16 protein-coding genes, 1 pseudogene and 1 other annotated feature are annotated in these 13,425 nt (G+C 32.0%); of the genes and pseudogenes, 13 read left to right on the top strand and 4 right to left on the bottom strand.

The window, feature by feature from the left end; all coding sequences use genetic code 11:
• Positions 1–37: 37 nt before the first annotated feature.
• From LMD38_RS14185 to LMD38_RS14170, 4 genes are all read left to right on the top strand, one after another.
• Positions 38–631 (top strand): DUF4030 domain-containing protein, encoded by a 594-nt coding sequence (locus LMD38_RS14185; RefSeq protein WP_061182391.1) that lies wholly within the window; start codon positions 38–40, stop codon positions 629–631.
• 70 nt (positions 632–701) lie between these two features.
• Positions 702–2,072 (top strand): aminotransferase-like domain-containing protein, encoded by a 1,371-nt coding sequence (locus LMD38_RS14180; protein WP_062822432.1) that lies wholly within the window; start codon positions 702–704, stop codon positions 2,070–2,072.
• Positions 2,073–2,092: 20 nt separating this feature from the next.
• On the top strand, positions 2,093–2,440 hold the full coding sequence (locus LMD38_RS14175; RefSeq protein WP_016717556.1) for a hypothetical protein: 348 nt from the start codon (positions 2,093–2,095) through the stop codon (positions 2,438–2,440).
• A 176-nt stretch (positions 2,441–2,616) separates the two neighbouring features.
• Positions 2,617–2,820, top strand: a complete 204-nt coding sequence (locus tag LMD38_RS14170; RefSeq protein WP_016717557.1) for a hypothetical protein — start codon at positions 2,617–2,619, stop codon at positions 2,818–2,820.
• Between the two features lie 27 nt (positions 2,821–2,847).
• Here LMD38_RS14170 and LMD38_RS14165 read toward each other — a convergent pair whose 3' ends face one another.
• On the bottom strand, positions 2,848–3,090 hold the full coding sequence (locus LMD38_RS14165; RefSeq protein ID WP_016717558.1) for a hypothetical protein: 243 nt from the start codon (positions 3,088–3,090) through the stop codon (positions 2,848–2,850).
• Between the two features lie 443 nt (positions 3,091–3,533).
• On the opposite strand from LMD38_RS14165, the gene LMD38_RS14160 reads away from it, so the two are divergent.
• The 4 genes and pseudogenes from LMD38_RS14160 to LMD38_RS14145 form a co-directional block, all read left to right on the top strand.
• Positions 3,534–3,701, top strand: a complete 168-nt coding sequence (locus LMD38_RS14160; protein WP_016717559.1) for a hypothetical protein — start codon at positions 3,534–3,536, stop codon at positions 3,699–3,701.
• Between the two features lie 212 nt (positions 3,702–3,913).
• Positions 3,914–4,411, top strand: a complete 498-nt coding sequence (locus LMD38_RS14155) for a DUF421 domain-containing protein (protein ID WP_016717560.1) — start codon at positions 3,914–3,916, stop codon at positions 4,409–4,411.
• 245 nt (positions 4,412–4,656) lie between these two features.
• A complete protein-coding gene (locus tag LMD38_RS14150; RefSeq protein WP_016717561.1) occupies positions 4,657–5,286 on the top strand; it encodes a class I SAM-dependent methyltransferase in 630 nt (209 codons plus the stop codon).
• Between the two features lie 280 nt (positions 5,287–5,566).
• Positions 5,567–5,839: pseudogene (locus LMD38_RS14145) on the top strand (Mur ligase domain-containing protein); the annotation flags it as partial.
• A 280-nt stretch (positions 5,840–6,119) separates the two neighbouring features.
• Here LMD38_RS14145 and LMD38_RS14140 read toward each other — a convergent pair.
• A complete protein-coding gene (locus LMD38_RS14140; RefSeq protein WP_016717563.1) occupies positions 6,120–6,821 on the bottom strand; it encodes a class I SAM-dependent methyltransferase in 702 nt (233 codons plus the stop codon).
• Positions 6,818–7,720: an SMP-30/gluconolactonase/LRE family protein gene (locus LMD38_RS14135; RefSeq protein WP_016717564.1), complete on the bottom strand. Its 903-nt coding sequence runs from the start codon at positions 7,718–7,720 to the stop codon at positions 6,818–6,820. The genes LMD38_RS14140 and LMD38_RS14135 overlap by 4 nt, the downstream gene beginning before the upstream one ends.
• A 141-nt stretch (positions 7,721–7,861) precedes the next feature.
• Between LMD38_RS14135 and LMD38_RS14130 the strand changes: the two genes are divergently transcribed.
• Both LMD38_RS14130 and lysS read left to right on the top strand, forming a co-directional pair.
• Positions 7,862–8,029, top strand: coding sequence for a DUF2197 domain-containing protein (locus LMD38_RS14130; RefSeq protein ID WP_016717565.1), 168 nt, complete (start codon positions 7,862–7,864; stop codon positions 8,027–8,029).
• A gap of 76 nt (positions 8,030–8,105) precedes the next feature.
• Positions 8,106–8,361: a binding site (T-box leader), on the top strand.
• A gap of 83 nt (positions 8,362–8,444) precedes the next feature.
• Positions 8,445–9,998: a lysine--tRNA ligase gene (gene lysS / locus LMD38_RS14125; protein ID WP_061182427.1), complete on the top strand. Its 1,554-nt coding sequence runs from the start codon at positions 8,445–8,447 to the stop codon at positions 9,996–9,998.
• Positions 9,999–10,054: 56 nt separating this feature from the next.
• Here lysS and LMD38_RS14120 read toward each other — a convergent pair whose 3' ends face one another.
• A complete protein-coding gene (locus LMD38_RS14120) occupies positions 10,055–10,483 on the bottom strand; it encodes a cell wall hydrolase (RefSeq protein ID WP_016717568.1) in 429 nt (142 codons plus the stop codon).
• A gap of 155 nt (positions 10,484–10,638) precedes the next feature.
• On the opposite strand from LMD38_RS14120, the gene LMD38_RS14115 reads away from it, so the two are divergent.
• The 3 genes from LMD38_RS14115 to LMD38_RS14105 all read left to right on the top strand — a co-directional run bounded on the left by LMD38_RS14115 (position 10,639) and on the right by LMD38_RS14105 (position 13,351).
• On the top strand, positions 10,639–11,553 hold the full coding sequence (locus tag LMD38_RS14115; protein ID WP_227585513.1) for an acetamidase/formamidase family protein: 915 nt from the start codon (positions 10,639–10,641) through the stop codon (positions 11,551–11,553).
• 125 nt (positions 11,554–11,678) lie between these two features.
• Positions 11,679–12,386, top strand: a complete 708-nt coding sequence (locus tag LMD38_RS14110) for a response regulator transcription factor (RefSeq protein WP_062822428.1) — start codon at positions 11,679–11,681, stop codon at positions 12,384–12,386.
• On the top strand, positions 12,383–13,351 hold the full coding sequence (locus tag LMD38_RS14105) for a sensor histidine kinase (RefSeq protein WP_228919786.1): 969 nt from the start codon (positions 12,383–12,385) through the stop codon (positions 13,349–13,351). The genes LMD38_RS14110 and LMD38_RS14105 overlap by 4 nt, the downstream gene beginning before the upstream one ends.
• Positions 13,352–13,425: the final 74 nt, after the last annotated feature.

Here is a 13,425-nt window from a genome sequence, read left to right as displayed (position 1 = left end):
AGTTTATCGTAAATGAAAATTTACGGAGGGAAGTGCAATGAAAAGAGGAAAGAAGTTGATTGTATTTTTATTTTCAATTGCTTTATTGTGTGCTTGTGAGTCTGAAATGGAAGAATCCAAAAGTGAAGATTCTATAGTTATGGATATTGCTACAGCGACAGTCAAGGAGGAATCTTTTTTTAGTGCTGCTATATGGGATGAAAAGGAAAGAATAGTAGATTTAGAGATTGCTGATAGCGAAGATGCTAACGAAATAAAAAAAGAAATTAATAAAAGATTGCAAATTCAAGGCATTATGTCTTATAAAGTAAATATATCTCAAAGAAACAAGGAGATTGTAAATGCAGAACATAGATGGGAGTTAGTTTTTGGACAGATATTTGATGACGTATTCAGAAAAAATGGATATGAAGGGTTTGGGATTCAGCAAATAAATTATAAAAAGAATCAACCTGTTGCTATTGATATAAAAACTAAGATTAGCAATGATGAAGTAAGAACGAGAGAACTTGGGCAGAAAATAGAAAAAGAGGTTGAAGGTGTACTTAAAACAGAAGCAGTAAAGAAATGGATTGAAAATGATTCATATGCTATTGGGATTTACGATATAGATAATCGAAAAATTAACTAATTGAGGAATGAATGCTATATGGATGAAAAATCGATGTAATTAAATATAAAATTGCTGAAGGAGGTGTAAAATGTATAAGTATTTACGTATTTTTAATGATATAGAAAACATGATTCAACATGGAGAAATAAAAGAAGGAAAGAAATTACCGTCTATACGATCGCTTGTTACGCAATATGAATGTAATAAGGCGACAGTTATACGTGCACTTCATGAATTAGAAAAGCGTCACATTATATATTCTATCCCTCAAAGTGGATACTACGTTGTTCAAAAGTCAGGGAGTTTTGTAGAAAATGACGGGATAATTGATTTTGCTTCCTCAGCACCAGATCCAGATGTTTTCCCATATTTAGATTTTCAGCATTGTATGAATAAGGCAATTGATACTTATAAAAATGATTTGTTCGTATACGGAACACCGAAAGGGTTACCATCTTTAATTCCAGTCATTCAAAAACAGTTGGCAAATTATCAAGTGTTCACGAAAGAAGACAATATTTTTATAACATCAGGTGTGCAGCAGGCACTTGCAATATTAACTTCTATACCATTTCCAAATGAAAATGAAACAATATTAGTTGAACAGCCAACGTATCATTTATATATAGAATATCTAGAAATAAATAAAGTCCCTGTAATCGGTATTAAACGTACGAATGAAGGTATTGGTTTAAATGAATTGGAGCGTATTTTTCGAACTGGTAAAATAAAATTCTTTTATACAATACCGAGATATCATCATCCACTTGGAACTTCTTATTCTAAAGGTGAGAAAGAAAAAATCGTGCTATTGGCTAAGAAATATAATGTATTTATAGTAGAAGATGATTATTTAGCAGATTTAGAAACAGATTCAAAAGCTGATCCGTTATATAGCTTGGATCATGGTAATCATGTTATATATTTAAAAAGTTATTCAAAAATTATTTTTCCAGGTTTACGAGTTGGTGTAGCAGTTATTCCAACGGCTATTTCGAGTGCTTTTCATACATATAAAAAGATTTTAGATATCGATAGTCCAATGATATCCCAAGCTGCTTTAGAAATTTATATAAAGAGTGGCATGTTCGAACGCCATAAAAATAAAATTAAATCTTCCTATAATAATAGATCTAAAAAACTAGCAGAAGCATTAGAAAGAATGCATAGTGAAAACCCGCTTTTATTCACATATAAAAAGCAAAATACAATTGGAATCCATACTTGTTTAGAAGTACATAAAACAAGTATTTCGGACATGTTGATACAAAGACTAAGTGAAATACAAATCAGGATTGATTCGATTGATAAAAATTATGTGAGAGGTTTTCCGAAACAAAGACTATTAAAGTTAAACGTATCGAATGTAAAGGAAGATAGGATTGAGGAAGGAATTCGTAAAGTAGTGGAGGAAATCAAACAAGTAGAACGTCTAAATTTTCAATTTAAAAAAGAATAAATTGAATTAGGAGGTTTATTGTGAGACGCAAAATAATTCTCTTGTTTGTGTGTATCGCTATTATAATTGGAGCTGTCGTTCTAATTAATTATTATAGAAAAGATGATCAATGTATCGCGATTGGTAAGTATTCAAGAGGCATTATCGTAGATCAAAATAACGAACCTATATCTAATGTGAAAATTTATGAAGATTCAATTGAAAGTAAGGAACGCAGTGTTTCAAATATAGAAGGTAAATTTGAAATACCACATGGTGTTTGTGGCGAGATTGTATTACAATTAGTTACTCCAAATGGAGAAATCTATACAAGGAAATATGATAGTAATCATATACCGGCAGTGATAGAACTGAGTTATAAAAAGTAAGAGAACTGTCATAAAATCATTACGGGGAAAATGTGTTAAATTAATATTTTTTAGAGCACTCAATAGCTGAATGCTCTTTTTATTTTGGATATAAGTAATTTAAATGGAAATAAACTACCAATAAATGTTAACCTTAAAGTGTAGTGTTTATTTTGAATAGGAGGCTGATAGAGTCTATGGCAGTACGTATAATTGATGATTTACAACAATTATCATTGTTACTTATGTTTTTAAGTACATTTATATTTTACAGGTACTTAAAGAAGGTTAAACGAGAGAGGAAATTGACTGGTTTTGAATGGACAATGTATTTTGTCACTCAATTTGCGACATTAATTTGGGCAATGACTTATTTTATTAAACACTTAGCTGAATCGTAATTTCTATTCACTCAATCTAGTTTACTGTTATCTATTAGGGATATAAATATAGTCTGTATCTAAATCAATAACAACATCGCTCAAGAGGTCTTCTTGTAATAACTTTGGGATTCGTTCATAGTGGTACCGCATACAAAATAAAATTAGAAGCTCTTTATTAGATATTTCTTCATTTTTAACATTTAAATACATTATCATTAACTCTTTAAGAGAACAATTAAGGCCAAAAACATACTCATTAATTCCATATCCATCAAATTCAATTATCATATTATCACTGTTGGGTGCTAGCCAACGTTATAGCTTAAATTTTAGATGAATTTATTATACATTGTTTGAAATGTAGTGAGAATATATTTTTATAAAATGTGAGGGTTATAAATGGAACAAAATAAATTAGTTTTAGAAGGACCACACTTGAACAATGTTTTGAGGAATTAAGTCAAGGAATAATTACCTCTTTAAAAGTATTTGTCTCATATGAATAATGAACAAAATGACCAGGTACTTGTCACATAGCCCACATATGTTTAGACACTAATATGATAGCAGAGCGCGGAGTAACATGTACGGGGATTCTTTAATAGGTACAACGGGTTGTGAAAACAGAGAATGGTTTTTGCTCTTTCATTATGTACAAATAGTATATTATCTTTCTCAATGTACATATTAAGTAAAATGTTTCATATCATGTACATAAAAGGTGGGGTAATATGGATGAAAAAAAGGAAAATGAAGAATTGATTAAATTTAAGAAACAATGGTTTAATGAAGATAATCAACCAGTGGCTGGAATAGAGTTAGCTTTACCGCCTGATATAGGCAGCATGTTAGACTCCAAATCAGTTGATGATGAAAGTGAAGAAAGTAATAATGAATAAGTTTAATCTATATGCATCCATTCGGGTGCTTTTTCTTTTTTTGACAATGGAAGATGGACCATCAAATCCTTATTGAAAAAGGTTGGTCAAAATAAATTCTTTTTCAGTATATGTAAGTTTGATTTTTACAAAAAAGTTTAATTAAAATACATTTAGAATGCTATATGAAATGGGAATGCTAGTAACATTCACCATTAAAGGATTGGGCTATTATGAATATGATTTTTGAAAGCATTATTTTAATTCTGACTGGGATTATTGCATTAAAAATGACAGGTAGTAAATCTGTTAGCCAAATGACAAGAGCTGAAATTATTATAGTAGTATCAATTGCACGTATTATTGTGGAGCCTGTATTAAGTAGGAAAGTAGGCCCATCTATATTTGCAGCTGTAATATTTGCAGCCGTCCTTCTTATCATTCATTTCTTTGAATTGAAATCAAAGAAGATGGAACAATTCCTAAATGGCAGTAGCATTATAGTAGTAGAAAATGGAGAGATTGTAAAAGAGAATTTGATGAAGGCGAAAATGTCGGAACAACAACTATATATGCAATTAAGAGAAAAAGGAATTCATGATCTGAAGAGCTTACAGCAAGTTACAGCTGAGCCGAATGGGCGGATTGGTTACCAATTAATAGAGAAAGCTCAACCGATAACTTTAGAAATGTTAGAAAAAGTAATAGATCAGTACAATATAAAAAGATAATTTATCTTAAGAAAAACCAATACTACAACGGAAGTATTGGTTTTTCTATTTTTTTACATATTAATATAGGGGAAATAATAAGCCAATCTTAAAATTAGATATAGGCTTATTATTATGCTATATTCAATGAACCTATAGTGAATGTGGTAAAAAAATTAATTTGGCATAGGTAGCCACAGCACTAAAATTTATAAGTTTTTAATGTGATACTAAAAATAGGATTAGAACAAGGAGATAGAAACATAATGGAATTTTGGGAATCAAGTTTTATTGAGAAACAAACGATGTGGGGTTTTGAACCTACAGAATCTGCAATTTTGGCAAAAGATTTTTTTCTAGAAAAGAACGTTAAGGACATATTAGTTCCGGGTATTGGTTATGGAAGAAACGCGAAGGTATTTATCGAAAATAGTATAAATGTAACAGGTATTGAAATTTCGAAAACAGCGATCGATTTAGCAAGAGAAAACGGACTAGAAGATGTTAGTATCTATCACGGTTCGGTAAACGAAATGCCTTTTGATAATAAACTGTATGATGGGATATTTAGTCATGCACTTCTTCATTTGTTGAATGAACAGGAAAGAGAGAAATTTATTGAAGATTGTTATAATCAGTTAAAACCAGACGGATATATGGTTTTTACAACTGTTTCTAAAAAAGCTCCCATGTACGGAAAAGGAAAACAGTTGGATAAAGATTATTATGAGATAATGGAAGGTGTAAAAATGTTCTTCTATGATTCGGAATCTATAAAAAAAGATTTTAATCAATATGGATTAGTACAAGTTTCGGAAATTGATGAACCAAATAAGAACATGGCAAATAAACCTTCAATCAACTTTTTAACGATAAAATGTAAGAAAGAACTATAACTAAAAGTTATTAAGAATGATTAAATATGTTTATATATTAATTATGCACAAATAAAGAGGACAAGCATATAATAGAAATACCTTTTAACTTTAAGTAACCTTAACTTTCGTTAATAGGGTATCTCAAAATCCCCAAAAGAGCACTTGCGGAAACAAGTGCTCTTTTATTTTTTGTTTATTTAAGATGAATAAATTTCGTTAAATCAATATGGGGTTTTAAGCCATTATTTTATATAAAGTGGTAAAATAAATAGGGGGAATATTTAAGGGGGCGGAACATTTGAAACTAAAAGAGCTGGCGAATTTGTTATTGATTAAAGAAACTATTGGCAATATGGATGTAGAAATTACGGGGTTAGAAATGGATTCTAGAAAGATAACTGATGGAGATCTATTTATATGTGTATCAGGTATCGATGGTTTTCTTGAAGATCGACATCAATTTGTTGAAGATGCAGTGAAGAATGGTGCTGTAGCGCTAATTGTAGAAAGGGATGTAAATATTGAGATACCTAAAATAGTAGATCGTGAACTTGCAATAACTCACGCAATAAACATGGCATCTTCTAATGATATCGTTTTGATTGCAGGGAAAGGGCATGAAACGTATCAAATTTTAAAAGATTCAACTATTCATTTTGATGATAAAGAAAAAGCTCGACAAGCAATTATTAACAAATGAATTTAATTAATAGCTTAATAGTATTTCTAATAAAAATAATGTTTTAGATAAAGCTAAAACTAATAACGAAGTAATTTTTTGAAGAATTGATCATTGAAAGGTAAGGGTGTTTCTCTAAATATATGAGGGGAAAACCTTACCTTTTATAGTTTTATTTCTGAAAAATAAATGTTATAGCATTTGTTTTTAATTGAATATGCCTTTCATCGCGAACAATATCATAGACTAATTCTTTTATTTCAACTTTAATTTCTTTCCATTCCTTATAAATACTTTTTAATAGATATATCATATCTTCAGTAGGAAGGTTAATTTCAATTAAAGCATCTAATTCTTCATTTGTATGTAAGTCAATTTCTTGTATGTTCGAGTTAATAATTAAACAATTAATACCGCCGTTTGTTGTACCTTTTTTCATAGAATGGAGCACGTGTTTTAAATCTTCTTCTGACTCAACATGCTCTAAACTGGATACTGCAACGATATAATCATAAGTATTAGGTTGAATGTAGTAGTTTTCAATTGCTGCTTGTTCTGTTTTAATATTATTAATTACACCATATTCTTTACTATAAGTTTGTAATTTTGTTAAAGCAGAATCAAGTAAATCCACACATGTAACAGTACCACTAGTATTTTGAATCTTTTGGGCAATTGGAATACTATTTCTTCCAACGCCAGAGCCGAGATCAAGTACTTGCAAGTTGTTTTTTCCTTCAAAATAATCCATCAAATCCATAACTGTTTTAACTGGTTTGTAAAGCCAAGAGCCAGTTTCAAATAGTTTGTATTGTTCATAGCAAAGGTCATGATATTTCTTTTCTTCTTGTCTTATGTAATCGAGACGATTCATATTGTTTCAGCTCCAATATTATTATTGCGAAATGAATGGGTAGGACAACCTTTTATATTTGTTTGAATTCGAAAAATACCACCAGCATGTGGATATTCTTTTAATTCGTTATTTGTCATTCTTGTTCTGGCTGTTGTAACATATAGGTCTGTTAAATTAGGTCCTCCAAATGTACACGAGGTTACATATAGCGCTGGAATTGGGATGCTTAATATTCGTTCTCCAGTTGAAGGATTCCATCTCGTAATCTTTGAACCTCCCCAATGAGCAATCCATAAACAACCTTCCTCGTCAATTGTCATACCATCAGGTAGACCGTCATTTTCGGGGAAAATGATTACATCATTTGGATTACGAATTTCTCCAGTACAAATATTATAATGAAAACGAACTACTTTTTTAGTAGGTGTATCAATATAGTAAAGGTATGTATAATCAGGTGACCAAGCGATGCCATTTGATGTATTTACATGTGAAACTTTTTTCTCTACCTTTAAACTATTATTTAAACAATACAAGGAACCTACAGCATTAATACCGTATGTATCTGTAGTACCTGCCCAAAAACGTCCTGCTGGATCGCATTTTCCATCGTTAAAACGATTATCAAATAAATGTGGTTCAGGGTCAAAAATATGTGTCAGTTTTTCTGTTTTTATATTAATAGAATAAAAGCCATTTTCCATAGCTAGGAGTAGTACGTCATCTAAATATGGAACAACACAGCCAATTTGTTGATTGAGAGCAATTACTCGGTTTGTATTAGCGGTAGGGCTAAATATGCATAATTGTTTCTCCACAATATCAACCCAGTATAAAAGCTGCTTTTTTTCATCCCAACATGGTCCTTCAGCTAAACTTGCTTTCGCATCTAAAATTAATTCTATATTACTGTCCAAGATGTCCACCTCGCTTTATAAGATATTTATATAATTCGATAAGAATAGAGGTAAACCTTTTAATCAGAAGATATTAAGATTTGTACTATGGAAAAGTAATTTTCTCGAGCGATTAAAAAATGTATAAACATGGAGAGGAAAATGCATATGATGTTTTATGAAATTATTTGCTTTTCTTGTAAAAATATATTTCGTGTGTATGAAGGTAGTGAAAAATATAAGCGATTTAAAGAGAAACCAAAAGGGTTATATTGTTGTGATGAGTGTAGCCACAAAATTCAATTAGAAGCGATAAAGAATTTTTTTTAGATAATTATACTGTTTTATTTCGGAAAAGTTTGACAATAGAGTCGTTTTAAATTATCATATGAAAAAACTAATATTTAAAATGGCATGGAAGAGAAGAGTAGTTAAGAAAGAATACATACAGAGAGCTCTGGTAGCTGAGAAAGAGCGGTATACATCTTAACGAAAAAAGACTTGGAGCTGCGCAAGGAACTAATTTATTTAGGGATGGTGCGACGGGTTCTCCCGTTATAGAGATAGGGTATAAGCTATTTTGCCGTACCTGAAGAGGTTAGTATGGCGACATATTAACAAACTGAGGTGGTACCGCGAAGCTAATAACTCTCGTCCTCAAGATGAATAATCTTGGGGGTGGGAGTTTTTTTATTGCAAAAAAATGAAAATGTGAGAACAAAAATATAATTGAGGTGAGTAGTATATGCATTGGGCGTATGAAGTAGCAAATGAATTAATTAGAAAACATCCAAACAAAGAAACTTTTATTTGCGCATCTGGGATTAGTCCATCAGGTTCTGTTCATATTGGAAACTTTCGTGAAATCGTAACGACTTATTTTGTTGTAAGGGCACTTCAAGATTTAGGGAAAAAAGCGCGTTTTATATTTTCATGGGATGATTACGACAGGTTTAGAAAAGTTCCTAAAAATATTGATCCATCTTTTATAAAGTATATCGGTATGCCATACTGTAATATACCAGATCCGTATGGATGTCATAATTCATATGCTGATCATTTTGAAAAAGAGTTTGAGGAATCTCTTCAAGCATTTGGAATTGAAGTAGAATTTATTTATCAACATGATGAATACAGGAGCGGAAGGTATAACAAAAGCATATTAGAGGCTTTGTATAAAAGAAAAGAAATATATGGTATTTTAATGGATTATAAAACTGGGGAATGTAGTGAAGAAGAGCGAGAGAGCTTCTATCCAGTTACGTTATATTGCGAGAAATGCGGGAGAGATACAACAGCGATTACGCATTTTGATGAAGTATTAAAAACAGTTCGGTATGAATGTGAATGTGGAAATCAAAATGAATTATCTATACTAAATACAAATAATATGAAATTGAATTGGAAAATCGATTGGCCGATGAGATGGATGATAGAGGATGTTGTTTTTGAACCGGGCGGAAGAGATCATTCATCAGAAACGGGTAGTTATAATGTATCAAAAGAAATTGCGAGAAAAATATTCAATCGTGAAGCGCCCCATTACGTTGCTTACGATTTCATTGGTATTAAAGGGAATCATGAAAAAATGTCTAGTTCCTCAGGGAATAGTATTACACCTAGCGAGTTGCTAAAAGTGTATTTGCCCGAAGTGATTCTATTTATGTTTGCAAAATATAGGCCAGACGCAGCTTTTCATATCGGTCTTGATGAAGATGTGATTCGCAATTATACAGAGTATGAACGATCAAAAGATCGTTATAAAAATAAAACGCTCAAAAATGAAGATTTATTTGATGCAATTAAACTTTCTAGAGTAGATAGCGAATTGAAAGAATATCCGAAATTTAATCAAGTAGCAGGAACGTTACCGTTATTAAATTTTGATTCATCTATTTTACAAGGTATATTAGACAAAATAGATAGGAATTATGCATTAGAGGATATGGTAGCGATAAGTAAACGTGCAGAGTATTGGGTTAGAAACTTTCAATCTGAAAAATTAATGGCGGTAAATCAAGAGAGAAATATAGAGTTTTACAACACATTAGATGAAAGACAGAAAGAATGGTTAGTAGAAGTCTGCAACATACTTCGTTCTAACAAAGATTACTCTAACTTAATGGAACAATTGTACGCGCTTTGTCATCATGAAAATAAAAAAATAATGAAAGAAAATCAAAAACAATTATTTATTATTATATATAAGCTCATTATGAATCAGTCCAGTGGCCCTCGAATACCGTTATTAATACATGTTGTAGGAGTTGAAAAGTTCATCACATTATTAGATTTTTAAAAAGCTCAAAGAAATGCAAGTACTTAAAGGGCTAAGTACTTGCATTTCAAATTCTATTACCGTGAATACATTTTCGGACATTCGTCACCACTAGGTTCATAAAAACAATGACTTTTAAACTGTCCTACAAATGGCTGGTTATACCATTGGGGTGGACAAGATCCAACTGGACGGAAATACCAAAGAGCCCATCGTGCAGGCCAGCGCCATTCACCTTGTAAAACTTTTCGTGCGATTTCTTTTTCTGACTCACGAGCACGTTGATAAAAATATCCGTATTGCACTGCTTCGAATCCACCAGGGCTTTGATATACAGCGTCACGTACAGAACGAAGTTGTTTAAAATCTAAGCAATCACAAAATACACGATTTACTACTACACAGCCAACAAGTTGTTCACCTTGTCGACCGTCGCCTTCAGCTTCAGCACGCATTAAACGAGCTAGTAAATCAACATCGCTTTCGTTATATGGAATAAGGGGCATAGTGATACCACCTTTCTTTACCTGTTATAGTAAAGAGTGTATGTATGAAAATAAGCTAAGTGCTTTTCTATATGTAAATTCATTAATTATTAAAAGGAGCTTTTATGAAAAAAGCTAATTATTAATTGTAGACTAATATAAAGAGGAGAGATAATATGCATCGAATTCAGAAAGACCATATCATTTACGCAATGTCACCAGAAAATCAACCATGTATGGAAGTAGAAATTGGGAGTCGCCTTATATTTGAAACATATGATTGCTTTGAAAATCAAATTAATTCTGAAGATGTTGTGTTTCAAGAATTAGATTGGAACCGGATTAATCCAGCGACTGGTCCGGTATATATTAATGGTGCAGAACCTGGGGATATATTAGTTGTTACGATTGAAAAGATAAAAATTGCAGAGCAAGGTGTTTTAACTACAGGGGTGAATCTTGGCGTAATGGGTGAAGAGCTACATGAAAATACAGTGAAAATCGTCTCAATACATAATGAACATGTTCTGTTTTCAAATGAACTACAAATCCCGATTAATCCAATGATCGGTGTAATTGGAACAGCGCCGAAAGAAGCGAGCATTTCATGTGGCACACCGCATGATCACGGTGGGAATATGGATTGTAAAGAGATAAAAGAAGGGACAACATTATTATTACCTGTAAATGTTCCTGGTGCTTTATTAGCATTAGGTGATTTACACGCAGCGATGGGTGATGGTGAAATTGGTGTTAGTGGAGTAGAGGTTGCTGGTGAGGTGACGGTAACAGTTCAGATTATAAAAGGAAAGAAATGGCCACTACCAATGGCTATCCAAAATGAAAAAGTAATGACGATTGCTTCAGATAAATTACTAGATGATGCGGCGAATCGCGCTGTACGTAATATGGTGACATTTTTACATGAAGAATTAGTAATGTCTAAAGCTGATGCTACTCTTTTATTATCAGCTGCCGGTGATTTAAAAGTTTGTCAAGTTGTGGACCCGCTTAAAACGGCACGAATGGAACTAAGTATGGACTATATGGAGAAGCTAGGTTTTAATTTGAGTAAATTTCATATTAAGTAAGAATAATAGAAGAAGGATGCTTTTGTATAAAAGTATCCTTTTTAAATTTACGAATTAAATAAAAAAAGGTATTATTTATTTTATATAATTGCATATACGATTGCGGATCGAAAAAGGAGTAAATAATGGTTAAAATTATGATTGTAGAAGATGATATGAAAATAGCAGAATTATTATCAACACATGTTACGAAATACGGGTATGAAGGAATTATTGTATCGGATTTTCAAAATGTATTAAATATTTTTTTAGAAGAACAACCAGAGTTAGTTTTATTGGATATTAATCTACCGAGTTTTGATGGGTACTATTGGTGTCGTCAAATTCGCGGAGTTTCTACATGTCCGATATTATTTATTTCAGCTCGTGAAGGTACGATGGATCAAGTTATGGCGTTAGAAAACGGTGGCGATGATTTCATTTCAAAGCCATTCCATTACGAAGTTGTAATGGCTAAAATTCGAAGTCATTTAAGACGTGCTTACGGAGATTATGCACCAAAAATAGAAGAACGGATGGTTGAGCAACATGGTCTTTGTTTATATCCTGAAAGGCTTGTATTGAAGCTTAAGAATCAAGAAATTGATGTAACGAGAAATGAAGCTATTTTATTAGAAATGTTAATGAAAAATTATCCGCGTGTTGTGAGTAGGGAAGTATTGTTAAATAAATTATGGGATAGCGAATCTTATGTTGATGATAATACATTGAGTGTAAATACAACACGTGTGCGAAAAAAGTTAAAAACGTTACATATTGAGGATGCGATTGAAACGATTCGTAGTGTTGGATATAGATTGCATATTACTTGGGATACAGGTATGGAAAAATGATAAAGCTGTTTATACGTGATCATATACCTCTTATTTGTTTTACAGCAATCCAACTACTATCCATATTTCTCGTATATTGGTTTGATGGACATAAGCATATCGCGACGGCATTGTATGCAATGTTTTTAGGTGCCTTTTTTATGGTAGGCTATTTAGTATTTCGTTACTTTACTCATCGTACTTTCTATGAACGATTAGCAAACCCGATGCAATCTTTAGATGAATCTGTTCAAAAATCTGATTTTGCAGCTGTGTCGACTGCTCTTCAAGAACTACTTGAGATGCAATATCGCCATTATCAAAATCAGCTTCAGATGCAAGAGAGAAAAAATAATGATCATTTAACCTTTATGAATCAGTGGATTCATCAAATGAAAACACCTTTATCTGTAATAGAATTAATTACACAGGATGAAGTCGATCCACGTTTTGAAAGCATAAATGAGGAAACAGATAGGCTGAAAAAGGGGTTAGAGATGGCACTGTATGTCGCACGTTTAGAAGCATTTACACAAGATTTTTATGTGGAAAGAGTACAATTACATAAAATAGTGAATGATTCCGTGCATGAACATAAACGCTTCTTTATCCGGAATTTTGTATATCCAGAGCTTAAAATTGATAAGGACATTACAGTAGAAAGTGATGCGAAATGGTTACAATTTTTAATTGGACAAATACTATCAAATGCGATTAAATATTCATCTGGTAGCCGAGAGAAGATTAAAGTGAAAGCTTGTAAGGAAGGTAATAATGTTATACTTGAAATTGCTGATAACGGTGTAGGCATACCGAAGCAAGATTTACCAAGAGTGTTTAAACCTTTCTTTACAGGAGAAAATGGTAGAGATTTTAAAGAATCAACTGGAATGGGGCTATATCTCGTATATGAAATTACGAAGCAATTAGGGCATAGTGTAGAAATCCATTCAGAAGTTGGTAAAGGTACATGCCCATCAACTTAAGAATTTTCACTACCCCCAAGTGACAAAAAACGTTATTCTTTCTAAAAAGCTAGCTAGAAAGGGTGACATTTTTT

Source organism: Bacillus pacificus (genome assembly GCF_020861345.1).
In the GTDB taxonomy this organism is placed as follows: domain Bacteria; phylum Bacillota; class Bacilli; order Bacillales; family Bacillaceae_G; genus Bacillus_A; species Bacillus_A pacificus.
The sequence above is the reverse complement of the archived record's forward strand: the minus strand, read 5'-3'. Positions and strand labels throughout refer to the sequence as shown.